Origin of the sequence: Rufibacter roseus, assembly GCF_001647285.1 — a bacterium.
Classification (GTDB): Bacteria; Bacteroidota; Bacteroidia; order Cytophagales; family Hymenobacteraceae; genus Nibribacter; species Nibribacter roseus.
Genome location: NZ_LRML01000003.1, coordinates 329,645 through 355,061, shown reverse-complemented (window position 1 = coordinate 355,061; position 25,417 = coordinate 329,645). Strand labels below are relative to the sequence as shown.

The window sequence follows — 25,417 nt, the reverse complement described above, 5'->3', positions numbered from 1 at the left end:
TCCTGAGTCAATCTGCAAACGCTTGCCGCGGCGCTTCAGCTGCTTTTCAGACCCATTCCGGAGGCTTATTATTGAAACACCCAAAGTACTGGATTTGTGCCAATATTTACTATTTTTTTTAGTTATTTTTTTAACCGATTTGCTATTAAAATTAGTAAAATTCAAACAGCCTTAGGGCGGTTTCAAAAGCAGGTACTTATGGGTGGTGTTCATTCTGGTATTTTTGTAACAACTCTTGTAACACTTTAGTTACAGACAGGGGCAGGTATTTTAGTAGAAGCTGAGCAAAGAAGAATGGTGCTGTTTTAGGCCTGATTTGCAGAAAACAGGTCTAAAAAGAGTAATTGAAGAAAGCCGGAGGAGCGACAGCTTTTATTTAGTATTTCGTTTATACCGGCTTTTATCTATATTTCGAATTAGTGCGTAGGAGATTGATAACTGAAAACTCTTCGCCTGCCCCTTTTTGTGCAGCTCGTTCATGCCCCATGCGTGGTAAATCTGATGTTATGTTAAAGAAATGGCTTTTATTGGCTATCGGAGCCGTTTTTACTTATCATGCTTCTCTTGCTCAGCTCAATAATCAAGCATTTGAAAACAGGTTGCCTATAAAGCCAGAGCAGGCCGGCGAACTGCAGGTAGGCCTGAACGTACTGGGCTACCAGAAGAACAACGAGTACTTTAACGACATTGCCGAAGGCTACACACTGTTTGGGTATCACCTGAACCCAAGGTTGGTGTATTTCGCCTCGCCCACGGTACGCATTGATGCCGGCGTACAGGTGCAGAAAGATTTCGGAACGAATGACTATTCTTTGGTGCAGCCCACTTTTACCATTCGGTACGAAGAAGGCGACTTGGCCTTGCTCTTCGGAACGTTAGAAGGGCACCTGAATCACGGGTACATTGAGCCGCTTTATGATTTTGAACGGGTAATGACAAACCGGCTAGAGAATGGCCTGCAGCTGCTGCTGAACAAGCCCTCTTTTAAAATGGACGCCTGGATTGACTGGCAGCGTTACATTAGGCGGCGTGACCCGTTTTTAGAGGAAGTAGCCGGCGGTATTTCTTCTGAGGTGGTGCTGTACAAAACTCCGGTTTCCCTCGCTTTTTCAGAAAACGAGCCAGAAACGGAAACCTACATTGGCTTGCCCTTGCAGTTCACCGCCCAGCACCGCGGAGGTCAGATAGACGATACACAATTACCGCTGGTGACTTTAGCTAACGTGGCAGCAGGTGTGGTGGTCAGAAAAAATTTTAACCGCAAGGTGTTGAAAGCGCTGCACTTTCAGCCGTACGTGGTTGGTTTCAAAGATTTCTCAAACGTGAAGCAGTTTGCTTATGAACAGGGGGCAGGGCTGTACCTGAATGCAGGCATAGATACAAAATACCAGAACGTGATGCTCAGCTACTGGCGGGGCAACAGCTACATGGCCGAGTTGGGTGGAAAGCTGTTTCCGTCGGTTTCTTCCAACTTCAAAACACCTGACTACCGGCAAAAGAACAGAGAACTGCTCATTCTCCGTTTCATGCATGACATTGAGCTGATGGAGGGGCTGGTGCTGACCATGCGCTTTGAGCCTTACTATGACCTTGACTTTCCTGCTCTGGAGTTTTCTAACAGCCTTTACCTCAACTTCAACACTGATTTCTTCTTGGCCAAACCTAAAATAAGGTAAGGCTGCCGGCTTTTTGATACTGGTTACTTTATCCGCTGGCAGAAGTCATAGGGCTTAAAGGCGCGCCTTTAAGAGCTGTTTTTCAGAAAATAGGCTTAAACCGAATTCCATAAAAAGCGGGCAGCAGTGTCGTTGTGCCTTAAACAGTAGGTATAGATGGGACGGTCTTCTTTTTCGGCATTTTTAGAAATGGCAATGGTAAGAGTTTGTGAACGGGTGAAGCCGCAGCGTTCCGCTACCTTCTGGCTTTTGATGTTGTCTTGGGCGCAGCGCAATTTCACAGACTCCATTCTCAGTTCCTGGAAAGCAAACTTAACAAGACCTTTTAGGGCTTCGGTGGCAAAGCCTGAGCCTTCTGCCTCAGCACTTAAATAATAACCTACCTCACCGAAAGGTTTTCCGGGAGTCATTCTGCGCAGGGTAATGTCTCCTATATAGTTACCAGTTTCCTTGCTCCAAAGCCCAAAGCTGTACATGTCTCCTGTGTTCCATTGGTACCTAAGGGTTCTTATTCTTTTTTCGGCGTCTCTAAGAGTAATAACAGCGGAAGTACGGTCCGGAAAGTCAGCCTGCAGGCGATCTCTGTTGGTATGAATCAACTGCCAGAACGGCAGTGCCATTTCTTGGTCGTAAGGCCGCAGCCAAAGTCTGGAAGTAGAAAAAGCAGTTGTTTGGGAGTATGTAAGCGAGTGAGTCAGCATACAAGAATAAAAAGCTGGTCTGATTGGTTGTACGAGGCTCTTTCGCAATGTGGTACTTCTTTCGCCATTTATTATTGATTTAGATGCTGCTCTTCATTCTTTGGGAGGAAAGAATATTGTTACAAGTAGTACTGCCGTGGCAAAAAGCAGGTACTACAATATGAGTGGTAACTAATGTAGGCGCTTGCTTCATGAAGAAGACTCAGTACACCAAATGGGTTATAACAGCGCGGCTAAGGAACACCAAGTGCATTTGACCCGTATCAGCTTTACTTGACCTATGCCAGAAAAGCAAAAGGTGCACCAGTAAGGGCCTGTATATCTTGGCCTATTAGAAAAACAGCAGAGCCGGTTTATGCGGGTAAAAAGCATTAGTCATTCATTACAAGAGTATGGGCGGGGCATTATAGGGGGGCTGCTGTTCAGCCTTCCTATGCTGTACACCATGGAAGTTTGGTGGACCAGCTATGATGTGAACCCGTGGCACTTGCTCCTGTACATGGGCATGACTTTCTGCCTTTTACTAGCTTATAATACCTATGCCGGCCTTAGGCCAAGTGCCTCTTGGCGTGAGGTATTGGTAGACTCAATAGAGGAGATGGGGCTGGGAGTAGTGTTGTCTTTCCTGTTCTTGATGCTGTTAGGCCGCCTGAATGTGCAGGAGATGTCTTTAGAGCGCATAGTGTACATGGTCTTGGTAGAGGCCATGCCAGTGGCTATTGGGGTATCAGTGGGTACAGCCCAACTTGGGGCCGCCAGTGCCGATGAAGACGAAGAAGATACACCTCCTAAAGAAAAGCTCCTGAACCAGAAAGAGGGACAAGCCTCTACCGCTGAAATGATTTTGCTGGCTACCTGTGCCGGTATGCTCTTTGGTGCCAACATAGCCCCCACAGATGAGGTAATGGTACTGGCTACTGGTGCCACACCCCTGCAATTGCTTTTTATGTTTTTGTGTTCGCTGCTGCTGAGTGGTGGCGTTTTATATTATATAGGGTTCAGAGGCGCCTATGAAACACCGGCCGAAGAGGCGCCCAAAGTGTTGGAAGTGCTCTGGGGCCTGAGTCTTACCTATGCCACTGCGTTCTGTGTATCGGCGGGGGCGCTGTGGTTCTTTGGCCGGTTTGAAGGAGCCAGTTTACAAATCTGTATTGAAGCTACGGTAGTACTGGGTATTGTCACCTCACTGGGTGCTTCTGCCGGTAGGTTCCTATTAGATCAGGAATATAAAGGGGAATAATATGAAAAAGAACCCGTTAGAATGGATTGTGTTTGGCTTCAGTGTTCTGTTGATCCTCTCGTTATTGGGCTACCTTAGCTATAAAGCCTTTACTTTTCAAGACACCCCGCCTGATTTAAGGGTAGAACTTACCCAAGAAAAAGACAAACTGCAACGTAATATCTACCGGATTGAGTTAGTGAACAAAGGGGAGCAAACCGCTGAAAACGTTTCTGTAGAGGTGACCTTGCTGCAAAACGGAAAAGAAGTAGACAAAGCCGAAACCTTGTTTCCCTTAGCTCCTAAAGAAAGCGTGCAGAGAGCCTGGGTTACGTTTAGAAAACCTTGGCAGCAGGGGCAGAAAACAGAGGTGCACATTCTAGGTTACAACCAACCGTAACAATTACTGCAGTTTTAGCACCAAACCAAAGTTCCAGAATTTCATGTTAGTGCTGAACGCGGAAATCCCCAGTCTCGATTCCCCTATCTTTACCAGTGTCCAATCTAAGCCCAGGTCATAGGCGGCATAAAATATCCAGTTGCTGCCTGCGTCCGGATTCTCGCTTTCTTCGGAGTTTCCAGTATTTACGGTTGCGTAGCCTCTCATAAACGGTTTGATGCCGCTAAAAGAAAATCTTTCTTCAGGGTCAATTACTTTGTTGAACGGAAAGTGAATACCAGCCGAAAGGCCGCCAAAGACCTTTAACTCACTATCCTCTTGTGAGTGCTGAATAGCCGTTGGCATAGCAATCAGCCCCACGTGCACCACTTCTTTAAACACCGGAACTTCTGCTTCTATCCGGGCCAAAGGCACCTTATGATCATTTGAACTGAAGGCTGAAGCGTTTACAGATGCTTTTAATAGTAAGTAAGGTATAGCTTTGCCTGGTTCTTCCCATTCAATGGTTTGGGTGCTGTCTCTTTTAGCTGTCACCGGTTTGAAGCCTGAGTGAAGGGTTTGGCTTCGGTAATAATCGGTGCTATTGGTTTGGTTGGTCTCATGTGCTAACTGCTGCCCTTGTACTTGAACGAAAAGTAATGAGAGCGCCACTGCTAATAGAATTCTATTCATTTGAAGGGTATGTCAGGTGGTCGTGTAAGAATAGAAGCGGGTAGTGTATTGTTGGAGTGATTAAAATCAGTTGTGTTTTAGCTCTGTTTTTAAGAATTTAAGCCTAAAACAGAAAACAGTAAATACCGCAGCCATTACAGATAATGGCCATTACTGGTAATTAGACCAAGAAGAAACAGGAATCCCCTATAAGGTAGAAAAAAATATGCAGGGGAGTGCAATGGTAGGATAGTCTGTAAAAAGAAATCCTGCATCAGTTGCTCAAGTGAGCCCCCAGTGCAGGATTTTATAAAAATGGATACCTGTTGCTTCAGGTGAAGAGGCCTGTTAATTATTCAGGAAAGGGTAGTTGTACTGTAGCGGACTGCCCAACTGCTGTAGGCGCGCAATAACCTCCATGGAGTGAGCAATTTCATTAAAATATTCCAGCCGGCGAATAAGCTGCTCTTTTAGAAGAACGGTGCCGTCTGCAGTTTTGATATAAGCCCGCTTGTCTTCTAAAATCTGATGGAAGGTATCTAATATTCTCTCCTTATCGTGTACGTAAAAATCATGGAACTGCACTAAGGCGTCAAAGCCTGCTTTGTCTACTTTATAGTTGAAACCTTTCTGGTTCAGAACATCGCAAAGCAGGTTCACCTCCAGGGGCATAGAAATTTCATACGGGGTGGTGCGTACGTCTAACCCTTTTTTAATGTAGCGGAAAATGGTTTCCAGATTATTCTCAAAGCGTTCAAATAAAGCGGCTGCTTCCATGGGCTTGGTTAAAATTTATTCGGCAAAAGTACTGAATGTACACTTCTTTTGCATTACCATATAGGGTATGATTGCTACTGTACGGCTCTTGTTTTTGACTTGTTTTCATGAAAACAGGCCAAAAAAAGAAACTACAACAGGCCTTTTATAATTTGCTCTACTGTAATTCCCTCTGCTTCGGCTTTAAAGTTGCGCACCAAGCGGTGGCGAAGAATAGGCACCGCTACTGCCTGCACATCTTCAATGTCAGGTGAATATTTTCCGCGGATGAGGGCATTGCACTTAGCGCCCATGATCAAATGCTGCGAAGCTCTTGGTCCGGCACCCCACTCCAGGTACTGGTTTGTTTGCGCGCCTGCCAAATCGGTGTTTGGGCGGGTTTTATGTACCAGCTTCACGGCATATTCCACCACGTTGTCGGTGACAGGCACCCGGCGTACCAGTTGCTGGAAGGCTACAATCTCCTCGGCAGTTAGAACCACCTTAGGCTCGTACTTACGGTCGCCGGTGGTGTTTTTAACAATTTGAAGCTCCGCCTCATAGCTAGGGTAAGACAGAGCCACGTGGAACATAAAACGGTCTAGCTGCGCTTCGGGTAGCGGATAGGTTCCTTCCTGTTCTATGGGGTTTTGCGTGGCCAGTACGAAGAAGGGGCGAGGCAGTTTGTAGTGATGGCCTGCAACCGTTACAGAATACTCCTGCATGGCCTCTAGAAGAGCCGCCTGCGTTTTAGGCGGAGTACGGTTAATCTCATCTGCCAAAACTATATTGGCGAAGACGGGTCCTTTCACAAACTGAAACTGGCGGTTCTGGTCAAGCGTTTCTGAGCCTAGTATGTCAGAAGGCATCAAGTCTGGCGTGAACTGTACCCGGTTGAAAGACAGATCCAGCGAATTAGAAATGGTCTGAATCAACAAAGTTTTCGCCAAGCCCGGTACACCAACCAAAAGGCAGTGCCCCTGACAAAAAACAGCGGTGAGCACCAGTTTTACAACTTCCTCCTGCCCAATAACGGTGTTGGAGATTTCAGCGGTAAGACGCCCGTAGGCGTGATGGAGCGCGTCAGCGGCTTCTTTGTCAGAGGCAAATGGCATAGGAGGGATTAATTTTCGTCTAGTCTACAGGCTTCGAATTCTGGCACCACGTCTACAAAAACGGTGTCTTTGTTTTTCTCAAACCAGTCGCTAATGGCTTTTGACCTTTTTTCGTTTAAGGCGGCGGCGGCTATTTTCTGATAGTCATCTTTCAGGTTAGCCTGGTGCGGCGGTGTTTTAGACTTCAGGTACAGAATGCGCATGGCTTCTTTACCGTCGTTTGTACGGTAGGGCAGCGGTTTGCTGATGCCGCCTATGTCTAACGTGTCTACCACAAAGAAGATAGAAGGATCTAACTGATCTACCGGAATATAAGTGGTAGGGGAGTTCGGTAACGTGATCATGCCGCCGTTGCCTTTAGTAGCCATGTCATCAGAAAAATCTTTGGAGGCCTTGGCAAATGAAAGGCTATCATTCAAGATAAGCGTACGGATGCTGTCTAACTGCTGAGCAGTAGCTTCCATGTCTACCTGCGCGGTTTCTGGTTTAATGAGAATGTGGCGCGAGTTGTATTCCTCACCACGACGGGCAATGAGCTGAATCAGGTGAAAACCGAACATAGATTCTATGACCGGTGAAATCTCGCCTGGCTGAAGCTTTAGAGCCGCCGCCTCATATTCTGGTACCAGTTCTCGTTTGCTATGGAAACCTAATTCCCCGCCTGCAGGTCCTGAACCCGGGTCTTGAGAAAATTGAATGGCTAACTCAGAGAAATCTTCACCAGCTAAAATCCGCTGCCTTATTGCTTCTAATTTTTCCCGGGCGGCATTCTTTTGGGCAGCGCCAATGGTTGCTATCTTCACGATCTGGCCTACTTCTACTTCCGTAGAAAAATAAGGCAAGCTGTCTTTTGGAATGGTGTTGAAATAGCGCTTCACTTCCTTAGGCGTTACTTTGATTTCGCCAGAGATTTCGCGTTCCATTTTCTGCAAGGTCATTTGCTCTTTAATGCTGCGTCTGACATCGCTTCTAATTTCGCCCATAGGCTTGTTAAAGTACTCCTCCAGCCGCTCCGGGCTGCCTATCTGGGCAACGAAAGTGCTTAGACGACGGTCTACTTCTGCACTCACTAAGCTTTCATCTACAATAACAGAGTCCATCTCGGCGCGGGCTAATAAAAGCTTGTTTTGTACTAATGAGCGTAATACCTCGCAACGTATGGTTGGGGACGTGAAGCCCTGCCTAACTGCGTTAGCGTGCTGGAACTCAAGCTCAGAGCGCAATACTATATGGTTTCCTACCTTAGCCACAATGTTATCAATGAGCGTGGTTTGCTGGGCGTTGGCGCTAAAAGCCAACGTGCAGACCAGGCAAAAAGCAAAGAGGCTCTGCAGGAAAGAAGAAAAAGTAATTCGGGTTTTCATGTTGTTGTTTAAAGCAAAAGCAAAGGAGCTCCCGCTTTTATGGCAAATAAGTAAAGTCGTAAACAAACAAAACTAGACAAACGGAGGCACTAAAAGAAACTTACTTTTTAATGATGCGCTCTACTTCTGTCTGATTTACAGTAACAGGGTACTTCTGACGAAGTTCTTTCAACCACTCCTGCTCCAGGTAATTCTGGTAGTCTGAAATAACTACCCCACGGGTTTCTGATAATTCTTTTGGCTTAGGCGCTTCTACCTGCTCAATGTTAATCCAAACGGTGCGGCCGTCTTGGGTAACCGTGTTGGTGCCAGGCTGCCAGTTTACCTGGTCTAAAGCCTTGTTCTCACCTCTCTGGAACTTACGGGAAGTTACCTGCAGGGCAAGCGGACTATTTTGGTTTAACTGATCGGCCAGGGTCTGTAAGTCAGTAGAGAAAACTTGCAAAGTCACTTTACGGCCATTACGGGCAGCCGCCGTGCGGTTAGCGGAAGCTGTCACATTTATTCTGTCTTCCTGAACCTCTTTCTGGGTTAAATAGTTCTTCACCGCGTTTGCCCTACGGGAAGCCAGTGAAGAATTAGCTCTGTTAGTGGCTTCACGGGTATCTACAAAGCCGGTAAGGTCAACCGTAAGGGTAGAGTCTGCTTGCATGGCAGCGGCTAGTACATCTAATTGGCCGGTAGCAGCCTGTGAAAGTTTGTCGTTGCCAAATTCAAAAGATATATCTGGTTGTTTGTATCTGATAGACTCGTAGCGGCCGTTCTGCATCAGTTTCTGAGCCTGGGCCAGAATTTCAGGAGTGGCGGCGCTCAGAATGGTAGCTTTGGCGCGTGTGCCCCAGGTATATTTATCTCGGTTCTGCTCAAAGAAGGCTTGAAGGCCTACCGTGTCTTCCACAGCTTTGGCCCAAACTTTTTCCTCCATCAGCTGGAACAGCAGAATACCGTCATGGTACTCGTTTACCAGCATGCGGTAGTCCTGGTGTTTTTCTTCCAGGTGCTCTTTCTCGTAGTCCAGAAGGCTTGTCTCCAGATATTTGTCGTACAGCAGGTTCATGGCATGCGAAGGTGACACGTTCTGTCTGCGGCGCTGGTTTTTTTCTACGTAAGAGGCGAAATCGGTGACGGTGTAGGGTTTTGAGTTGATGGTGAATAGTGGGGCAGAGGCCAAATTTTTAGGCTCTGCCGGCAATTGTAACTTCCAGGTACCAGCCAGCAGGGTAGAATCGGCTAGCTTTAGCACCGTTTCTTTCGTAGCTGGTATCTCTACTAAATTATTTTCTTTCTTGATGCGGCGCATAAAAGCCGCTTTGTTCAGCTCAGAGCGGGAATCTTTGGCAATACGGTTGCGCAATGAAGTCTCCATCTCTTCATAAGTAGGCAGCTCTTTCCGCTCTAAAAGCTTAATTATGTGCCAGCCGTAAGCTGTTTGAATAGGTTCTGTAATGGCACCTGGTTTGTCAAGGGCAAAGGCTGCTTCTTCAAAAGAAGGAATCATGCGGCCGGTGCCAAACCAAGGCAATTCGCCTCCGTTGTCAGCTGAAGCGGCATCTTCTGAAAACTGCGATGCCAGTTGGTCCCAGTTTTCATTGCGCTGTACACGCTTATAAATTTCATCAATTTTTTTCTTGGCTACCAAAGAGTCTGCTTTTGGCAAACCTTGCTGGGCGCGCACCATGATGTGGGCTACTTTTATTTCGCCTTGGGCCGGGCGCACATCGTTTACTTTGATCAGGTGGTAGCCAAAGCGGGTTCTTATCGGTTGTGATATTTGCCCCACTGGGGTGTTATAGGCGGCGTTCTCAAATGGGTACACCATTTGCAAAGCGGTGAAATAGCCAAGCTGGCCATCGTTCTCCCTCGCTGAAGGGTCATCAGAGTGTTTAGCGGCGAGTTGCTCAAACGGTGTACCGTTCACAGCTTGCTCCCGCAGATTCATGGCTTTCTGATAAGCCGCCAAGGTGTCTTTGGGGTCAGCTTCCATGTCTACGGAAACCAAAATATGAGAAGCGCTTACTTCTTTTTTCAGGCGCTCGTATGCCTCGCGTACCAGTTGGTCGGTTACGCTTTTCTCAGTGAGGTATGGCTGGGCCAGTTGTTCTTTATAGCCGCCCAACTCTTTTTTGAAAGCCTCTGTGGTGTCAAGCCCCCGGCTTTTTGCCTCTGCTACCTTTAGCTTGAAGTTGGTGTACAAGTCAAGGTACTCTTTTACGCTGGCGCTGGAATAGGCGCTGTCTGCGTTGCCGTTGTTTTTTTCATACACATAGGCAAACTCCGCAGCCGGAACCGCCTCTGGGCCGATGGTCAATAAAACAGGTTCTGAAGCCTTCTTTGGAGAAGTACACTGGAACAGAAGCAGGGCGCCGAGGCCCAGGCATAAGGATGTTACTCGCATATTGATTGGCAAAATACAGAATGGGAGGCAGTAGTCTCTACCTATCATTATGCAATTTTACTCATTTTTTTGGACAGATTTGGTGAAGAGACTGCACAGATTCCTATAAATCAGACAAATCTGCTACCGTCCTTTGCGCAAGGCCGGTAGCAGAGATGGCTTTTCTGATAAATTAGAAGCTGATATACGGTAGAGGTGTTGATAACCAGCTGCCGTTTTGGGCCTCTTTTGGAGAAAACAGCCTCAAAACGGGTTTTATTGTGCAGCGGATTAAAAAAGAAATGATAGGAGGTTAATTAATGTATTTGTGCAGCACACAAATATTGGTAGAGCCTTTTACGCTATACTCTACTTTATCCATAATGCGGTTGACCAATGCTACGCCCACACCGCCTTTTTTACCCTGCCTAATGTTTTCTTTGATGTTAGGCTCACGGTAGTTGGCTTGCTCAAATGCCTTGCCATTGTCTGTCAGTTCAAACACCATTACCTGATCATCATATTTTATGGTCAGGTTCAGGAACTGTTTGCTGTCTTCCTGGTTGGCATGAATAATCATGTTGGCGCATATTTCGTCTACCGCCAATATGATTTGGTTGAGCGTAATCTCAGTTAAGGGCACGGGAGCTAAAGTATCCGTCACAAACTGACGGATCGTTTTCAGGTTTTTCCTGTCACAGCTGACCCTTAGTGTGTTAGTCATTGGCTATGGTCACGGCTTCTTCATACGAACCGACTATGGTCATCAGTAGGTCAAGCCCCAGGATTTCAAATACGTTACGTACTTTCTCCTGCATATTAAAGAATATGAGCTTGATCTGGGCATCTTCAAAACGTTGAAGGTGCGAGATGAATACGCCTAGTCCGGCTGAAGAAATATAATTCAGATTCTTGCAATCAACAAGAATCTTGCTGAACATCATGATGCTAGGATTGGAAAGCTCTTCATCCAGCATAACAGATGAACTGGCATCCAATTCACCATCTAAACTGATGGTGATGGTATTATCGGAAATGGTGTGTTTAATTTTCATCGTCCTTACTTACGGAACATCTAAACGTTAGGTTGAGGCTGTTTAAACTTGATGACCAACAAGGTTTGGTCGTCGTGCAAAATATCTTTGGTAAAGTCATTTACATCATTGATAATGGCGCTCTTTATGTCTTCTGCCTCAAGATGATAGGTTTGGGAAAGCATGTACTTCAGGCGCTCCTCCCCGTATTCATTCTGGGCGTCGTCACGGGCTTCTACAATGCCATCGGTATAAATTACCATAACATCATTAGGGTTATAGTCATAATGTAGCCGGTGAATACGCTTTGCGTAACTCTGGTCACGTATAATTCCCAGACCTAATCCTTCGGTCTGGAAGTAAAACGTATCTTCCATCATAGAGTTATAGTAAAGCGTGTGGCAATGGCCGGCGCGGGCAAATGAAACGCCCTGCATTTTATAGTCTATGATATAAAGTGCTGAAGTAATAAAAGAGGTACGCTCCAAGCAGCGGCTCAGGGCGCTGTTGGCCTGCACCATAAACTCATCGGGTAGTAAGTCCTGCTGCATGAGGCCATGGAATATGCCTTTCATTTGCGCCATGTGAAAGGCCGCTGAAATACCTTTCCCTGAAACGTCGCCAATGATAATGGCAATGCGTGACTCACTTAACTGCAGAAAGTCGTAAAAGTCGCCACCCACTTCTTTGGCAGCCTTTGAATAGGTGCTGATCTCAAACCAGGTATCGGTAGGGAAGGTTTTAGGAATAAGGCGATCCTGTACCAAGCTGGCAATCTTCAGCTCTTCTTTATACCGCTCGTTTTGCAACGACTCCTGAATTAGGTGGAGGTTTTCAATGGTGAGTACGGTCTGGTTTGTAAATGACTGCACCACATTCACAGCATCTTGGTCAAAACCGTTCTCTACTTCGCGCAGCAGGTACAGGTGGCCGTATTTGCGTTTGGTAGAAGTCAGCGGCATTACAAGTAGTGAGTTGTATGGCACGTTCAGCTCTTTGAAATCTGGAATGAGCTGCAGATTGTCTTGTACCAGAATGCCATCCTGGCCCGCGTCTGTCTGCTCATGCACCAGGTGCACAATCTTCTTGATGAGCTCCCTTTCTTTGGGGTCACTAGCATTTTCATTGTGGGTGTCAGAGTCCAGACGGGTTTCGGTGCCTACTTCTAACCAGGCTGTGTCTGCCCCAGAAGCTTTAATGGCACTGTCAAACAACATGGAATATACTTCCTCCTCGCTTTTACCCTGCTGTATGGTCTGGCTTAGCTGCTGAAAACTCATTAAGTCAGCGTTCTTCTGCTCAAATACTTTAGAGGTGGGCAGGCTAAATATTGCTACCAGCAATGACGTAAGGGTGTAGATGACAACAAAAGCCAGAGCAAGCAAAATGAACGGATTGTCTGTGTAATCTACAATCAGTTCAGGAGAGTCAGAGTAGTTGAACAGGAAATTGGCGAAGAGCACAGCACTGACCAGAATAGCGGTAAGCAAGAAAATACTCGCCCACTTCCGGTCCAGGCTCAGAAAAGCCACCCAATGCAGGTGTACACTCATATAAAGACTGAATGCCAGTAGCAGGCCCAAGTCCAGAATGAGGAAGATGTAGTTCATGTACTCTAAATTGAGTAGCGGAACCAGCAGAGACAGATAGATCAGTATTTCAAACCATTTCCATTGGCTCTGTAAATCCTTCGTTTTCTGGTACAGAATAAATTGGCGCCAGGTGTAGAAGGCCTTGCCTAGGAAATACACCAAAAACCCAAACAAGACCTGATAGATAATATCTAGCAGGTAAGGGCTGTTGACCCAGTAGAAATTAATGTTTGGATAACCGACTATAAGCAGAAGGCAGACATAAGCTCCCATTCCTCCTTTTATGAAGAGCCCCCAGAGTGGAGTAGTGAAATCAGACCCTTTCTGGATTTGGCTTTTGGCGCGGTGGTAAATGAAAACCGATAAAATGAAAACAATAGAAAGCAGGTTGTTGAAGTACGGCTCTCCAATATTGGTTTCACCATCGTGGGCCTGGCGGGCCAATAACAGCACATTCGCCAATAGCAAAACCCAGCTTACGGCTCCGGTAAGAAAACTCAACCGCATGAATGTTTTGTTTTTGGGCATTTGGGATGGCGCCTGCTGGTGTGGTTTACGTGTTTGATTTGGGTGAATACGAGAAATCTTTAAAAGTAACTAAAAAAAAGTAATGTAATTATGCCTATCAGTGACATGAGCCTTTGCCAATCATATGAGAAGCAGTTGGTTCCGATCAACCATGGCTTAAAATTAATAGCGTAATACTATATTCAAAAACGCTAATAAAAGGTGGAGGTTCCAGAAATGCAGCAATTTTTAGTTTGACGGGCTGAATTTTCACTGGCGCCGAAGCAAAAATGCTTTGCCTAAGACACTCAGGCAAAGCATTTATATATTGTAGTTTTTGCAAATTAAAACTGCTGGTGAGAGGCTTATCTGCTGTAGTTAGGAGCCTCTCTGGTTATCTGCACGTCATGCGGATGGCTTTCACGGAGGCCGGCTCCGGTAATTTTCACCATCTTGGCTTTTTTGAGAGCTTCAATGTCTGGGGCTCCGCAGTAACCCATTCCAGCTTTCAGGCCGCCTACTAATTGATAAAGCACTTCGCCGGCCAGACCTTTATAAGGTACACGGCCCACAATACCTTCCGGCACCAGTTTCTTTACGTCATCTTCGGCATCCTGGAAGTAGCGGTCTTTAGAGCCTTCGCCCATGGCTTCAATAGAACCCATGCCGCGGTAGGTTTTGAACTTACGGCCTTCGTAGATCTGCATATCACCGGGAGCTTCTTCGGTACCGGCCAGCAATGAACCAATCATGATGGTGCTGGCGCCGCCGGCAATGGCTTTCACAATGTCGCCGGAGAACTTGATGCCACCGTCGGCTATGACTGGTACGCCTGTTCCTTCCAAGCCTTTCACGGCTTCAATGACCGCTGATAGCTGCGGTACGCCAATACCGGCAATAATACGGGTGGTACAGATCGAGCCAGGGCCTACGCCCACTTTCACAGCGTCGGCTCCGGCATCGGCTAAGGCTCTGGCGCCTTCGGCGGTGGCTACGTTGCCAGCCATTAAATCTACGTTCGGAAATGCGTCTTTTATCCTTCTTACCGCTTCCATTACACCTTTCGAGTGGCCGTGGGCAGTGTCTACGCTAATGACGTCTACGCCAGCTTCCACCAGGGCACCCACACGGTCCAATACATCAGGTGTCACACCTACGGCAGCACCAACGCGCAACCTGCCAAACTCGTCTTTGCAGGCGTAGGGGCGGTGTTTTCTCTTCAGGATATCTTTGTAGGTAATAAGCCCAACTAGCAGCCCTTCACTGTCTACTACCGGAAGCTTCTCTATTTTATATTCCTGCAGAATGTCTTCTGCTTTGTCTAGCTCAATGCCTTTGGGGGCAGTCACCAGACGGTCTTTGGTCATCACTTCCGAGACTTTTAACGAGTAGTTTTTCTCGAAACGCAGGTCACGGTTGGTAATAATACCCACCAATTTCCTGGTGTCATCCAGCACCGGAATACCACCAATCTTGTGCTCTTTCATGATTTGGATAGCCTCACCCAAAGTGGCGTTCTGATTCAGGGTGACAGGGTCCAGAATCATACCGCTTTCAGAGCGCTTCACTTTGCGGACCTGCTCGGCCTGCTGCTTAATGCTCATGTTTTTATGGATGATGCCAATTCCGCCTTCCTGTGCCATGGCAATAGCCATGTCGGCCTCGGTCACGGTGTCCATGGCCGCCGAAACCAGCGGAATGTTCACTCTAATGTTGCGGGTAAGTTGGGTGGAGGTATTAGTGTCTTTCGGCAGTACTTCAGAATAAGCCGGCAAAAGAAGAACGTCGTCGTAGGTCAGGGCCTCAAACAACAGATTAGGAGCGTGGGATTGCATGGCAAATAGCGTTAAAGGTATTTGCCATGCAAAATTAGGGGAAAAGTTGAATATGCGTCAACAAATAGTAAAAATAATATTAGAGCGGGGAATTCTGTTTTAAAGCAGATTTCAGGAAAACAGCCCCAAAACACCATTCTTCAACTTCCTGTAGCTGTGTGGCTCCTTTGGTAAGGATGGTATACTTTACTACACCTTAATATACTGGAAATGTGGGGTCCACTTCCTGCGCCCAAGCATGAACGCCTCCTTTTAAATTAAGTAAGTTCATGAACCCGTGCCGGTGCTGCAAGTAAGCCAATGCCTGCGCACTTCTGAAGCCGTGGTGGCAAATAAGCACCGAGGTCTTGAGCTTATCAAACTCTTCAACGCGGTTTGACAACTCTTCCAAGGGCACAAGCGTTCCGCCTAAATTGCAGATTTCCCACTCCTCGGGCTCGCGCACGTCAATTAGTTGAAGGTCTTCGCCTTGCTCAAGGCGTTGTTTGAGTTGGGTGGGAGTTATTTCTGGCAGCATGACGCAAAGATAAAGCAAAATAATGGCGCTAAAGGAGATAGGCTGGCCAATTGCTCCTATTTTTGCAGAAGTGCCTTCTGGTTAATCAGCCGTTTTTGGCTTGGTTTCCGGAAGAAACGCCTGAAACGCACCGCAATGGATTTTTTCTCTCCTGATTACTGGACCCAAGATTTTATTATTGAAGTAGTAGGTGTGATCACTGGGTTGCTGTGCGTAGCGCTGGCGGCGCGGCAAAACATCTGGACCTTTCCGGTAGCGCTAGTGAGCGTGGTGCTGTACATCTATGTGTTTTATGAAGCAAAGCTGTACGCCGATATGGGGTTGCAGGTCATGTTTGCCATTCTGAACTTCTATGGCTGGTACATGTGGCTGCACAAAGGCAACCAGCGGGTAGAGCGGCCGGTCACACAGACCACTAAGCGGCAGTGGGGGTATCTGGCGGTGCTGGTGCCGCTGTTTACCGTAGGGCTGGGGTATTTTCTTCATACCAAAACCGATGCCGATTTGGCATTCTGGGATGCCGGCACCACCGCCGTCAGCCTTGGTGCCCAATGGCTCATGAGCCGGAAAAAACTGGAGAACTGGCTCGTTTGGATTGTAGTAGATGCGGTGTATGTGCCCATCTATTTATACAAAGAACTATACCCTACTGCGGGGCTTTACTTTATCTACCTGGGCTTGGCCTGGTGGGGGTATGTAGACTGGAAAAAAAGCATGAAGAAAGGTCAGGAGCTAGCTGCTAGAGGTTAGCGTTGTTGGTGGCTGTTTTTGGGCTGTTTTCCAGAAAAGAGGGTGAAAACAGGTTTTTCTTCTGGCATGGTACGGTTTTATGGGCTTTTTTTGTAGCGTCACCAATCAAATGGATGCATCTGCCTTTAAAACCAAACTAATGATGAATAAACGCTTTCTGCCCTTTCTGTTGCTTTTTGCCTTAGCTTTCTCTTCAGCCTCTGCCCAAAACAACCGCATACATGACACCAATTACAATGGCTGGTACATGTATTTCGGTAACCATAAACTCACCGACAAACTAGGTCTGCACACAGAGTTGCAGGTGCGGCAGTACAAGGTTATTACCGAGCAGCAGCAGATTATGCCCCGTTTTGCGCTTACCTACAACCTGTCTGACCGGGCCATGGTGGCTGCGGGCTATGCGTATGTACACACGTACCCTTACGGCGACAATCCTGCGTCTGATGATTTTCCGGAGCAGCGTATCTTCCAGCAACTTCAACTTAAAGACCAGCAAGGCATTTTTGGTTTGCAGCACCGGTTTAGATTAGAGCAGCGGTGGTTGAAATTCGCCGGAGCCCAAGACTATACTTATTTAAACCGCGCCCGTTACCAATTCAGGGTAAACATACCGTTGCAGGGCCCCAGCATTGAAGACAGAGAATTTTACCTGGGCGTGTATGACGAGGTGTTTCTGAACTTCGGGCCGAACGTGACGAACAATATTTTTGACCAGAACCGTGCTTATGTCGCTTTAGGCTTTCGGTTCCACAAAGACGCCAACCTGGAAGTTGGTTATCTGCACCACCACGTAGCACAACGCAACGGCATCTGGTTTGAAGACAACCACACCTTGCAGGTAGGTCTTAACTACAACCTAGATTTCCGGAAGAAAACCGCTGAGTAGTAGAGTTCTGGTTTGAGTTGTTCGCTGATATTTCCTAGTTAGGTATAGGGCTATTTCCCTGCCTTCAATTTTAGTTCTTATTTTCGGCCTGATTTTCAGAAAACAGGCGAAAACATAACTGACAACTCATTTTGCTTAAAATAGCCATAACCGGACCTGAGAGTACCGGAAAGTCTACCTTAGCGGCCCAGCTGGCCCAGCATTATGGAGCGCCGTGGGTACCAGAGTATGCCCGCGAATATCTGGGAAAGCTAGGGCGGCCTTATGAGGCCCAGGATCTGGAAACAATTGCGCGGGGGCAGTTAGCTTCTTGGGAGGAGGCTATGCAACGTGCGCCCAGCTTGCTTTTTCTGGATACGGAGCTGCTGGTGATGAAAGTGTGGTCAGAACATGCGTACGGCGTATGCGCCCCTTATATTCTGGAGCAACTGGCCAGGCAAAACGTTGATTTGTACTTGCTCCTGAACGTAGACCTACCCTGGCAACCAGACCCTCAGCGGGAGCACCCCCATCTGCGCGATTACTTTTATAACCTCTACAGAAAAGAACTGGAACAGATGCAGGTGCCCTTCGTAGAGATTTCAGGAACCCAGGAAACCAGATTCCTGAACGCTATTGAAGCCGTGGAGAAACTTCGGCAGCGGTAATTCACAAGAACACCTCAATACAGCAGACTACATGGCAACAGCTTATTTAGAGAACGAACTGGTGCGCGTAGGCGTGAAAAGTCACGGGGCAGAACTGTGCAGCTTCTTCAAGAAAGACGGCCACCGCGAATACCTTTGGCAGGCTGACCCTGAGTACTGGAACCGCCATGCCCCCGTCTTATTCCCGATAGTAGGCAAGTTGCCCCAGAACCAGTACCTGCACCAAGGCCAGGCATACTCCTTGCCCCAGCACGGCTTTGCCCGAGACCAGGAATTTGAACTGCTGGAGCAAACGCAAAACCAGCTGGTATATGAACTGACGCAGAACGAGGAGACGCTTCAGCATTACCCGTTCCATTTCTCGCTTCGCATATTGTATACCCTGCACGAGCAGACGCTTGAAGTGAAGTGGCAGGTAAAACACACCGGCGAAGGGGAGATGCTGTTCTCCATAGGTGCGCACCCGGCATTCAACTTGCCCTTGGCACCTGGGGGAGGATTTGAAGACTATTATCTGGAGTTCTCACAGCCCGAAATATTGGCGCGGCACCTGCTGGATCAGGAACAAGGCCTTTTCAACGGCCTCACCGAGCCCGTGCTGGACAACATGGCCCTGCTGCCGCTCCGTTACGAGCACTACACCAAAGATGCCATTGTTTTTAAAGGCTTCAAGTCTGAGCGCGTCACTCTTAAATCTGACCAGTACCCGCACTTCGTGCAAATGACATTCAAGAACTTCCCTTACCTGGGCATCTGGACCAAACGTGTGGGTGCTCCGTTCCTTTGCATTGAGCCGTGGTATGGTTTGGCGGGTAGTGTGGGCGAGCCGGTAGAATTAAGCCAGAAAGAGGGAATGCAGTCAATAGGGCAGGGAGAAACCTTTGAGGCAGCCTATACCATTGCAGTAGGGTAAATCTTTTTTTAAGATTTAATTCTGAATCAATGCTTTTGGCCGCCCTTTCTGTGGCCAGGCTCCCAGATCAACCTGACAAAGGAACTGAACCTTTGGTTTTCCCTTTGAACGGGTATACCCGCTACAATGCCTACCAACAGATCCTCTGCAATGCCTAACCGCATTTGGGGCCTAATGGTCATATCAAAATCATTCGTTTCAAATGCTTTGTTGAATTCTACCCCAATAAAGTTTCTTGTACCAGTTATCATGTAATGGAAGCTGGTATTGATATTATACACGGTATGCACATGTTTTGACTCAAAGTCCTGTTCAAACTTGGGCCCAGTGTAAACAAGTGAATGAAAGTTATAGCCCCAGCGCTTAGCAATCACAAAAAATGGGTTGTAGACATTCCCCTTTATAAGTGGATTACCAAAGCTTCTGAAGTCTGATAGCTCAATTTCATTTATGTAGCCCAGAGCCATGGACGTGGCCATTCGTTCATTGACGAAGAACGACCATTGCGTCGCCAATTTGATACTTTCCAGCCTGTTGGAGGGTACCTCTTCCTTTGAAGTTCCCCGCAGAGGAGAATAAAAGGTAAACGGAAGCTCTACTTCAAAGCCTAGCCGGTTGATGGGTGCCCATTCATATTCCACCAGTGCCTCATAGCTGTCAAACCGTAAATTGTCGGTCAGGCCCATGCCAATGTTCCATTCTTTTTCGCCTTTACGTGCCCCTAAATCTCTGATCAAGTCAATAAAGAGAGGTTCGGCATGTAGAACTTTACTGGGCCCTCTGCCTTTTTGTACTTCTTGTATGTAGATGCTGTCTGCTTGGGCGTCTTCGGTTTGGGCAAGGCTATAATTTGCATAGGCTAAGGCAGCCAATAGCATGTAAATTCTCTTAATGTTCATGTTGATTTTTGATTTGTTTTTGCAATGCAAGAGGGGGCAGGCGGCTCTTTCGTAGAACCATCTGTGAGGAAAAGGTTATGAAAAACAAAATTAAACTTTGGGTGGGGGAATGTCTAGCTTAGAAAAGCCTTTGGTGAGTTGGTATAATTTGAATGGAAGATTTGTCTGGCTGTTTTGCTCAGATTTGGTAATGTATTCTGGTTCAGCTTTAAAGGGGTAGAACACGTCTATTCTATTGCTCTTTTTCTTGAGATGTTCTTCAGTTTTGGTGTCGTCGTATTCTTCTATTATGTCTTCCAGGCACAAGACGTTTTCAAGAATAAGCTCAACAAAGCTTTCTATGTCATTATTTTCCAGTTCCGCAGGTAGAGGATCAAGGGTGGTGTCTGATTTGTCAATACTTATATTGAACAGATAGAGGGCCATCAGACCCCAAAGGGCTCAAAAGATTCTGATATGTCTAAACAGGCCATTCATTTTTCAAAGGTAAAGCACTTAATGGTATTTTTTGGCTATGACAGACAGATTTCCCCTAGGGGGATTTTAGCTGGAGCGCAGATGTTTGTCTCCGGCAACTTTTCCGCCGTATTCAAGTATTCAATAGTCCTTACATACGAATGCAAAACCCATGGCAATAAATAAATCATTTGAAGAGCTTTTAAATACCCAGCAGAAGAAGCTGGCATTTTTTCAGAACCTAATACTTGTGGCCGTGGCTGATGGTTACCTTGATGAGTCAGAGAGTAATTTTTTGGTGACCATAGGAGACCAGCTAGGCCTTACTGAAGAGGAAACCCAACCCATTGCCGACAACATTTCGGTACTCTCTTTTATTATTCCAGAAGACGGCCTGCATAAAACCTTAGAGTTGCAGACACTGGTGCTCATGATGCTGCAAGACGGCGAATTAGAGGAAAGTGAGTATAAACTGTGTGCAGACTATGCCCGCCGCATTGGCTATAGCCAAGATGTTTTAGATGAAATGATAGACCAACTGAAACAGGGGCAACTGTAAAAGATAGTTTATTGAAACTATCTGCCACAGCAGCCCTCATTCTACTCCACGTAAAATACGTTTCAGGCCTGTTTTTTAGAAAACAGGCTGAAACGTATTTTTATTATTGTCCTGTCACGTTGCCTGCCTGGTCTAAAGGCAGGTACGGATTGTAAGCCACTTCCCAGAGGTGGTTGTCTATATCAGCAAAGTAACCGCTGTAACCTCCCCAGAACACTTTTTCTGGCTTTTTCAGAATGGTCACTCCTTTGGCTTCTAAATCTCTGAACAAGCCATCTACTTCCTGCTCGCTTCGGAGATTGTGCGCCAAACTTACGCCTCTGAACCCGTCGCGTTGAGCGGGAACGTGGGCGTCTTTAGCTAACTCCTCTTCTTTAAACAAAGCCAATAGAAAGCCATTCAGCTGAAAGAAAGTAATGCCTTCCTGACTGGCAGAGGTTCTTGCCCAGCCAAAAACAGATTCATAAAACTGCGTAGCGGCCGCTACATCATTTACGCCAAGGGTAACAATGGTAATTCTTGGATCCATAGTGTTGTATCAGAATATTTCTTAAATGCGCAAAAAAGCGAATTAAGAGCAGATATAATCAGGCAGTAGGAGAATTGAAGAAAGAATTATTTTTTATTTGGATTGAATCTAAATAGAGGTTTACTTTGCCGCTGTTTAGAAGATTTCTAAATAAAGAGCTGGTTCATGAACCGGGCTCTAAAGTAATAAGGCAAACTATCCCCTTTATTTCTTCTGCTTAGCTATGTATAAAAGATTTACCCTGTTCACACTAGTGCTCTTGCTTAGTCAGCTTGTATGGGCGCAACGTCATACTTCTTCTATTAGTGGTAAAGTAACCTTAGGTAACGGTGAGCCGCTGGCCTATGCAAGTGTAGCGCTGGTAGGTACTTCATATGGAACCACTACCTCTGAATCTGGCCATTTCCGGATCAGACCTTTAGAGCAGGGCGTCTATCAGGTGAGAGTTTCTATGATTGGGTATCAATCAATAGACAAAAAAGTAAGCATCAGCAGCAACCAAGACCTGGAGCTCTCTTTTGTGCTAGAGCCGGTCAGCAGTCAAATAAATCAGGTAGAAGTGTTCGGTGAGCGTGAGAAACAGCCAGAGAAATTAGATGCCATTACCCGCTTGCCCCTCAAACCCCGCGACCAGATACAGTCTATCTCAGTTATTTCTGATGTTTTAATTGAAAAGCAGGGTGCTTTAACGGTGTTGGAGGCAGTGCGGAACGTGCCGGGGGTGTACACCTATGCTACTTACGGTGGTGTGCGCGAAAGTATTTCCTCACGTGGTTTCCGTGGAATTCCTACCCTTAAAAACGGTGTGCGTGTCATGACCGATTTCCGGGGTCAGGGCTTTTCAACGGATATGGAAGGCGTGGAAAGCATTCAGGTGCTGAAAGGAGCATCGGCGGTAACCATGGGCGCAGCTACCGATTTAGGCGGCCCAGGCGGGTTGGTGAACATTGTGACTAAAACCCCTAAGTTTGAAGATCGCGGCCAAGCCTCTTTGCGAGTGGGCAGCTTTGGCTTAATTCGTCCGGCTTTTGATGTGCAGGGTGTATTGGGCGAGGCGAATACGGTAGCTTTCAGATTAAACGGTTCTTACCAAACCGGCGGAAAATTCCGTGACCACATGTCAAAAGAATCTTTCTACATCAACCCGTCATTAGCCTGGCGCCCCGATGCTAAAACTTCAGTAGTGCTGGAAATGGACTACTACAACGACAACCAAAGCATTGATGCCGGTACCGTTAACCTCTCGGTAGGTAACAAAGAAAACCAGATTTATGACCTTCCGGTAAACCGCTTCCTAGGGTTTGACTCTGATTTGGCCGTGGTAAAACACACCACCTTCGCGGCTCGTGTGAAGCGTGATCTAACAGACCAAATTTACCTGCGTGCCGCTTACTTCCGCTCTAACTATGACTCAGACGGCATCCGGACCAGTTTAGCAGCAGTACGTTCTGATGCCAGTCAAGGAATTAACGTAGACCAGGTGAACATCTACCGCCGTTCTATTTCTCACAATACCACCCGCATTGACAAAAGCAGCGTTTTCCAAGCCGATTTAGTGGGCGCTAATATAGAGTCTGGTTTTCTGAAGCATACTTTCCAGGCTGGTTTTGACTATCGCACCATTGATTTAGAAGTACCGGTATTCAACTCCATTGCTATTGATGTAATTGATGTATTTGACACCAACATCTCCAACACCTTGCCTGAGGGCACGCCAAACTTTACCAGAACCGGCGGCACTACTTCTTTTGACACCCGCCTGGGCCTTACCTTCCAAGATGTAATTCAAGTAACCCCCTGGGCAAAAGTGTACGGCGGAATACGGTACAGCACCACCCAAACCAATTCACCGGAAGGATCAAAAATTCAACGTTCCAGCTACTGGAATCCGTTAGCTGGGGTTATGTTCACGGTGAAAGAAGGCCTGAATGTTTTCGGGTCTTACACCAACAGCTCTAACCCAAGAAGTGCCTCGGTGGTAGACGTGAACGGAAACGCCTTGGGAGCTGAGCGCATAGACCAGATGGAAGTAGGCATTAAGTCTGACTGGCTGAACGACCGCCTGCGGTTTAACCTCACGCTCTACAAAATCAACAACACCAACATGAACTTAGAGGTATTCAGGGTTGATGAATCTGGTGCGGTGGTGTCAGCGGGGTATTACACTAAAGGCGGTAACGACGAGCGCAAAGGGGTAGAGGTAGAGTTGACCGGACGTGTGCTGGAGAATCTGGAGGTTGTGGCTGGTTATGCCTATATTGATGCCCAATACAAGGAGCACACTGTTTTTGTTACCGGCTCGGCACCGAATAATACACCTAAACATACGTTCAATGCCTGGGCTAACTACTCCCTCAATGAAGGGCTGCTGCGTGGGCTGAACCTGGGGTTGGGCGTGTATCACCTGGGTGCGCGGCCGTACAACGACTGGACTTTAGAAGGCGTGCAGTACCACAACATTGACCCAAACACGGCACCTTGGTTTAACAAAGCCTACACCATTGCCAATGCCCAAGTTGGGTACGAGTTCCAACAGCATTGGGGCGTGAGAGTGATGCTGAACAACTTATTTGATAAAGTGGGCTATGATGCTTATCGTTCAAATTTTATAGACAGAATCCAACCCCGCAACTTCTCCGGAATGGTTACTTACCGTTTCTAAAGAAGCACCACCAGTACAAAATAAAACTATGCAGCCAGCGTAATTGCGTTGGCTGCTTTTCTGCAAAAAGAAACCTTAAAGTTGCTAACCATATGAAGAAAGGGTTCACCTGGCGAAAATTGTTCAACGATATCCACCTGTGGCTAGGTTTGGCCAGTGGATTAGTCTTGTTTGTGGTCTGCCTTACGGGCACCATTTTCACGTTCCACACTGAAATTGAAGAGGCGCTGGAGCCAGAGAAGTATCAGGTGGAGGTACCGGCCAATGCCACAGCCTTGTCGGCAGATGAATTAATTACCAAATTAGAGAGACAAGAGAAAGGGAAAGTAACTGGCCTGCAAATTCCCGCCCATGCCGAAAAACCTTACCGCCTCATGCTCAAAAAAGAGCAAGCCGGAGAGGGCGGACCTGGCGGGCCAGGTGGCGGAGGAAGACCAACCACTTATCTGGTGAACCAGTACACCGGTGAAATAAACGGCACCACCGAAAGCGCAGCCAGTGAGTTCTTCCATACCGTTGAGCAGTTGCACCGCTTCCTGTTGGTGAAAGCAGAGCCAGGCACTATTAATCCAGGTAAAGTTATTGTGGGCGTGTCTACCATTATCTTCGTGTTTATTTTACTTTCGGGTATGGTGATCTGGTTCCCTAAAAAATTGAAGAACTGGAAGAAGGGGCTTAAGGTAAAAACCAGCGGCAACTGGAAACGCATTAACCATGACCTGCACAACAGCCTTGGTTTTTACTCTTTTGGTTTCCTGCTAGTGATGTCGCTTACGGGCTTGTGCTGGTCTTTTGAGTGGTACCGCGACGGAGCCAGTGCCGTGTTAGGAGATAAAATCTTCAAGCAGCGCGGCGAGAAACCTCTGCCGTCTGACCCTGCCGGAGCAACCGGCCAAACAATGACCGTGGCTTCTATGATCAACCTTGCTGACCAAGCCGTTCCGTACCAAGGCAATTACCGCATCAGCTTACCCTCTGACTCAACCGGTTCAATTGTGGTGCAAAAGACGGAGGCTGGTTTCTTTGCCCCATCAGCGGCTGACAAAGTGCAGATTGACCAGTACAGCGGTAAAGTGCTGAAAGTGGAGAAGTTTTCTGATAAACCGTTCAATGAAAAAGTAGCCTCTTCCGTAAGGGCGCTGCATTTGGGCGACGTGTTCGGGACATTTTCTAAGATTCTGTATTTCCTGGCTTGTTTAATTGCCACCAGCTTACCCATTACCGGTACCCTTATCTGGTGGAATAAACTGAAGAAGAAGTCTAATAAAAAGCAGATGGGAGCAAGGCCAGTGTTAACACAGGTGTCTTAAACCAATTCATGTTTTAGCCCTGTTTTCAGAAAAGCAGGGCTAAAACACAGAAGATAGATAAA

24 protein-coding genes are annotated in these 25,417 nt (G+C 47.0%); 10 read left to right on the top strand and 14 right to left on the bottom strand.

Annotated features, from left to right (window positions below; genetic code table 11):
* Window positions 1–485 precede the first annotated feature (485 nt).
* Complete coding sequence (locus A8O23_RS05505; RefSeq protein WP_239693349.1) at window positions 486–1,676, top strand: hypothetical protein; 1,191 nt, start codon at window positions 486–488, stop codon at window positions 1,674–1,676.
* Between the two features lie 95 nt (window positions 1,677–1,771).
* Here A8O23_RS05505 and A8O23_RS05500 read toward each other — a convergent pair whose 3' ends face one another.
* Window positions 1,772–2,377, bottom strand: coding sequence for a GNAT family N-acetyltransferase (locus A8O23_RS05500; RefSeq protein ID WP_066617807.1), 606 nt, complete (start codon window positions 2,375–2,377; stop codon window positions 1,772–1,774).
* Between the two features lie 355 nt (window positions 2,378–2,732).
* Here A8O23_RS05500 and A8O23_RS05495 point away from each other — a divergent pair, with 355 nt between their 5' ends.
* Together A8O23_RS05495 and A8O23_RS05490 are read left to right on the top strand one after the other, a co-directional pair.
* Window positions 2,733–3,617, top strand: a complete 885-nt coding sequence (locus A8O23_RS05495; protein WP_066617805.1) for a TIGR02587 family membrane protein — start codon at window positions 2,733–2,735, stop codon at window positions 3,615–3,617.
* 1 nt (window position 3,618) lies between these two features.
* Window positions 3,619–3,996, top strand: coding sequence for a hypothetical protein (locus A8O23_RS05490; protein ID WP_066617802.1), 378 nt, complete (start codon window positions 3,619–3,621; stop codon window positions 3,994–3,996).
* A gap of 3 nt (window positions 3,997–3,999) precedes the next feature.
* Here A8O23_RS05490 and A8O23_RS05485 read toward each other — a convergent pair whose 3' ends face one another.
* The 10 genes from A8O23_RS05485 to A8O23_RS05440 all read right to left on the bottom strand — a co-directional run bounded on the left by A8O23_RS05485 (window position 4,000) and on the right by A8O23_RS05440 (window position 15,741).
* A complete protein-coding gene (locus A8O23_RS05485; RefSeq protein WP_066617799.1) occupies window positions 4,000–4,668 on the bottom strand; it encodes a hypothetical protein in 669 nt (222 codons plus the stop codon).
* A 327-nt stretch (window positions 4,669–4,995) separates the two neighbouring features.
* Window positions 4,996–5,424, bottom strand: a complete 429-nt coding sequence (locus A8O23_RS05480; protein WP_066617796.1) for a hypothetical protein — start codon at window positions 5,422–5,424, stop codon at window positions 4,996–4,998.
* A gap of 131 nt (window positions 5,425–5,555) precedes the next feature.
* The gene (locus A8O23_RS05475; protein ID WP_066617794.1) at window positions 5,556–6,518 is read right to left on the bottom strand and encodes an AAA family ATPase; all 963 of its coding nucleotides are present in this window, start codon (window positions 6,516–6,518) and stop codon (window positions 5,556–5,558) included.
* 8 nt (window positions 6,519–6,526) lie between these two features.
* Window positions 6,527–7,882, bottom strand: a complete 1,356-nt coding sequence (locus tag A8O23_RS05470; RefSeq protein ID WP_066617792.1) for a peptidylprolyl isomerase — start codon at window positions 7,880–7,882, stop codon at window positions 6,527–6,529.
* Window positions 7,883–7,982: 100 nt separating this feature from the next.
* Window positions 7,983–10,277 (bottom strand): peptidylprolyl isomerase, encoded by a 2,295-nt coding sequence (locus A8O23_RS05465; protein WP_066617789.1) that lies wholly within the window; start codon window positions 10,275–10,277, stop codon window positions 7,983–7,985.
* Window positions 10,278–10,569: 292 nt separating this feature from the next.
* Complete coding sequence (locus A8O23_RS05460; protein WP_066617787.1) at window positions 10,570–10,980, bottom strand: ATP-binding protein; 411 nt, start codon at window positions 10,978–10,980, stop codon at window positions 10,570–10,572.
* Entirely contained in the window at window positions 10,973–11,311 is a 339-nt protein-coding gene (locus A8O23_RS05455) for an STAS domain-containing protein (protein ID WP_066617784.1), read from the bottom strand. The genes A8O23_RS05460 and A8O23_RS05455 overlap by 8 nt, the downstream gene beginning before the upstream one ends.
* Window positions 11,312–11,331: 20 nt before the next feature.
* Entirely contained in the window at window positions 11,332–13,389 is a 2,058-nt protein-coding gene (locus A8O23_RS05450) for a GAF domain-containing SpoIIE family protein phosphatase (protein WP_239693348.1), read from the bottom strand.
* Between the two features lie 365 nt (window positions 13,390–13,754).
* Window positions 13,755–15,224 carry an IMP dehydrogenase gene (gene guaB / locus A8O23_RS05445; RefSeq protein ID WP_066617778.1) on the bottom strand — a complete coding sequence of 490 codons (1,470 nt, stop codon included), beginning with the start codon at window positions 15,222–15,224 and terminating at the stop codon, window positions 13,755–13,757.
* 196 nt (window positions 15,225–15,420) lie between these two features.
* Complete coding sequence (locus tag A8O23_RS05440) at window positions 15,421–15,741, bottom strand: rhodanese-like domain-containing protein (protein ID WP_153042084.1); 321 nt, start codon at window positions 15,739–15,741, stop codon at window positions 15,421–15,423.
* Window positions 15,742–15,876: 135 nt separating this feature from the next.
* On the opposite strand from A8O23_RS05440, the gene pnuC reads away from it, so the two are divergent.
* From pnuC to A8O23_RS05420, 4 genes are all read left to right on the top strand, one after another.
* Entirely contained in the window at window positions 15,877–16,491 is a 615-nt protein-coding gene (gene pnuC, locus A8O23_RS05435) for a nicotinamide riboside transporter PnuC (protein WP_066618287.1), read from the top strand.
* Window positions 16,492–16,630: 139 nt separating this feature from the next.
* Complete coding sequence (locus tag A8O23_RS05430) at window positions 16,631–17,380, top strand: DUF2490 domain-containing protein (protein ID WP_161486697.1); 750 nt, start codon at window positions 16,631–16,633, stop codon at window positions 17,378–17,380.
* A gap of 131 nt (window positions 17,381–17,511) precedes the next feature.
* On the top strand, window positions 17,512–18,027 hold the full coding sequence (locus tag A8O23_RS05425; RefSeq protein ID WP_082882921.1) for an AAA family ATPase: 516 nt from the start codon (window positions 17,512–17,514) through the stop codon (window positions 18,025–18,027).
* Window positions 18,028–18,058: 31 nt separating this feature from the next.
* Entirely contained in the window at window positions 18,059–18,940 is an 882-nt protein-coding gene (locus A8O23_RS05420) for an aldose 1-epimerase family protein (protein ID WP_066617772.1), read from the top strand.
* 26 nt (window positions 18,941–18,966) lie between these two features.
* Here the strand turns inward: A8O23_RS05420 and A8O23_RS05415 are convergent, their stop codons facing one another.
* A complete protein-coding gene (locus tag A8O23_RS05415) occupies window positions 18,967–19,839 on the bottom strand; it encodes an HAEPLYID family protein (RefSeq protein WP_066617770.1) in 873 nt (290 codons plus the stop codon).
* Between the two features lie 90 nt (window positions 19,840–19,929).
* Window positions 19,930–20,265 (bottom strand): hypothetical protein, encoded by a 336-nt coding sequence (locus A8O23_RS05410; RefSeq protein WP_066617765.1) that lies wholly within the window; start codon window positions 20,263–20,265, stop codon window positions 19,930–19,932.
* Window positions 20,266–20,467: 202 nt separating this feature from the next.
* Here A8O23_RS05410 and A8O23_RS05405 point away from each other — a divergent pair, with 202 nt between their 5' ends.
* Window positions 20,468–20,854, top strand: coding sequence for a TerB family tellurite resistance protein (locus A8O23_RS05405; RefSeq protein ID WP_066617761.1), 387 nt, complete (start codon window positions 20,468–20,470; stop codon window positions 20,852–20,854).
* A gap of 103 nt (window positions 20,855–20,957) precedes the next feature.
* Here the strand turns inward: A8O23_RS05405 and A8O23_RS05400 are convergent, their stop codons facing one another.
* The gene (locus A8O23_RS05400) at window positions 20,958–21,383 is read right to left on the bottom strand and encodes a VOC family protein (RefSeq protein WP_066617759.1); all 426 of its coding nucleotides are present in this window, start codon (window positions 21,381–21,383) and stop codon (window positions 20,958–20,960) included.
* A 223-nt stretch (window positions 21,384–21,606) separates the two neighbouring features.
* Between A8O23_RS05400 and A8O23_RS05395 the strand changes: the two genes are divergently transcribed.
* Both A8O23_RS05395 and A8O23_RS05390 read left to right on the top strand, forming a co-directional pair.
* Window positions 21,607–24,045 carry a TonB-dependent receptor gene (locus A8O23_RS05395; RefSeq protein WP_066617758.1) on the top strand — a complete coding sequence of 813 codons (2,439 nt, stop codon included), beginning with the start codon at window positions 21,607–21,609 and terminating at the stop codon, window positions 24,043–24,045.
* Window positions 24,046–24,137: 92 nt separating this feature from the next.
* Window positions 24,138–25,355 carry a PepSY-associated TM helix domain-containing protein gene (locus tag A8O23_RS05390; RefSeq protein ID WP_066617757.1) on the top strand — a complete coding sequence of 406 codons (1,218 nt, stop codon included), beginning with the start codon at window positions 24,138–24,140 and terminating at the stop codon, window positions 25,353–25,355.
* The last annotated feature ends 62 nt before the right edge of the window (window positions 25,356–25,417 follow it).

Excerpts from the sequence above, each read along its gene's own strand:
- A8O23_RS05505 (WP_239693349.1), top strand. The coding sequence starts at position 486 with ATGCGTGGTAAATCTGATGTTATGTTAAAGAAATGGCTTTTATTGGCT.
- A8O23_RS05500 (WP_066617807.1), bottom strand. The coding sequence starts at position 2,377 with ATGCTGACTCACTCGCTTACATACTCCCAAACAACTGCTTTTTCTACT.
- A8O23_RS05495 (WP_066617805.1), top strand. The coding sequence starts at position 2,733 with ATGCGGGTAAAAAGCATTAGTCATTCATTACAAGAGTATGGGCGGGGC.
- A8O23_RS05490 (WP_066617802.1), top strand. The coding sequence starts at position 3,619 with ATGAAAAAGAACCCGTTAGAATGGATTGTGTTTGGCTTCAGTGTTCTG.
- A8O23_RS05485 (WP_066617799.1), bottom strand. The coding sequence starts at position 4,668 with ATGAATAGAATTCTATTAGCAGTGGCGCTCTCATTACTTTTCGTTCAA.
- A8O23_RS05480 (WP_066617796.1), bottom strand. The coding sequence starts at position 5,424 with ATGGAAGCAGCCGCTTTATTTGAACGCTTTGAGAATAATCTGGAAACC.
- A8O23_RS05475 (WP_066617794.1), bottom strand. The coding sequence starts at position 6,518 with ATGCCATTTGCCTCTGACAAAGAAGCCGCTGACGCGCTCCATCACGCC.
- A8O23_RS05470 (WP_066617792.1), bottom strand. The coding sequence starts at position 7,882 with ATGAAAACCCGAATTACTTTTTCTTCTTTCCTGCAGAGCCTCTTTGCT.
- A8O23_RS05465 (WP_066617789.1), bottom strand. The coding sequence starts at position 10,277 with ATGCGAGTAACATCCTTATGCCTGGGCCTCGGCGCCCTGCTTCTGTTC.
- A8O23_RS05460 (WP_066617787.1), bottom strand. The coding sequence starts at position 10,980 with ATGACTAACACACTAAGGGTCAGCTGTGACAGGAAAAACCTGAAAACG.
- A8O23_RS05455 (WP_066617784.1), bottom strand. The coding sequence starts at position 11,311 with ATGAAAATTAAACACACCATTTCCGATAATACCATCACCATCAGTTTA.
- A8O23_RS05450 (WP_239693348.1), bottom strand. The coding sequence starts at position 13,389 with ATGCGGTTGAGTTTTCTTACCGGAGCCGTAAGCTGGGTTTTGCTATTG.
- guaB (WP_066617778.1), bottom strand. The coding sequence starts at position 15,224 with ATGCAATCCCACGCTCCTAATCTGTTGTTTGAGGCCCTGACCTACGAC.
- A8O23_RS05440 (WP_153042084.1), bottom strand. The coding sequence starts at position 15,741 with ATGCTGCCAGAAATAACTCCCACCCAACTCAAACAACGCCTTGAGCAA.
- pnuC (WP_066618287.1), top strand. The coding sequence starts at position 15,877 with ATGGATTTTTTCTCTCCTGATTACTGGACCCAAGATTTTATTATTGAA.
- A8O23_RS05430 (WP_161486697.1), top strand. The coding sequence starts at position 16,631 with ATGATGAATAAACGCTTTCTGCCCTTTCTGTTGCTTTTTGCCTTAGCT.
- A8O23_RS05420 (WP_066617772.1), top strand. The coding sequence starts at position 18,059 with ATGGCAACAGCTTATTTAGAGAACGAACTGGTGCGCGTAGGCGTGAAA.
- A8O23_RS05415 (WP_066617770.1), bottom strand. The coding sequence starts at position 19,839 with ATGAACATTAAGAGAATTTACATGCTATTGGCTGCCTTAGCCTATGCA.
- A8O23_RS05410 (WP_066617765.1), bottom strand. The coding sequence starts at position 20,265 with ATGGCCCTCTATCTGTTCAATATAAGTATTGACAAATCAGACACCACC.
- A8O23_RS05405 (WP_066617761.1), top strand. The coding sequence starts at position 20,468 with ATGGCAATAAATAAATCATTTGAAGAGCTTTTAAATACCCAGCAGAAG.
- A8O23_RS05400 (WP_066617759.1), bottom strand. The coding sequence starts at position 21,383 with ATGGATCCAAGAATTACCATTGTTACCCTTGGCGTAAATGATGTAGCG.
- A8O23_RS05395 (WP_066617758.1), top strand. The coding sequence starts at position 21,607 with ATGTATAAAAGATTTACCCTGTTCACACTAGTGCTCTTGCTTAGTCAG.
- A8O23_RS05390 (WP_066617757.1), top strand. The coding sequence starts at position 24,138 with ATGAAGAAAGGGTTCACCTGGCGAAAATTGTTCAACGATATCCACCTG.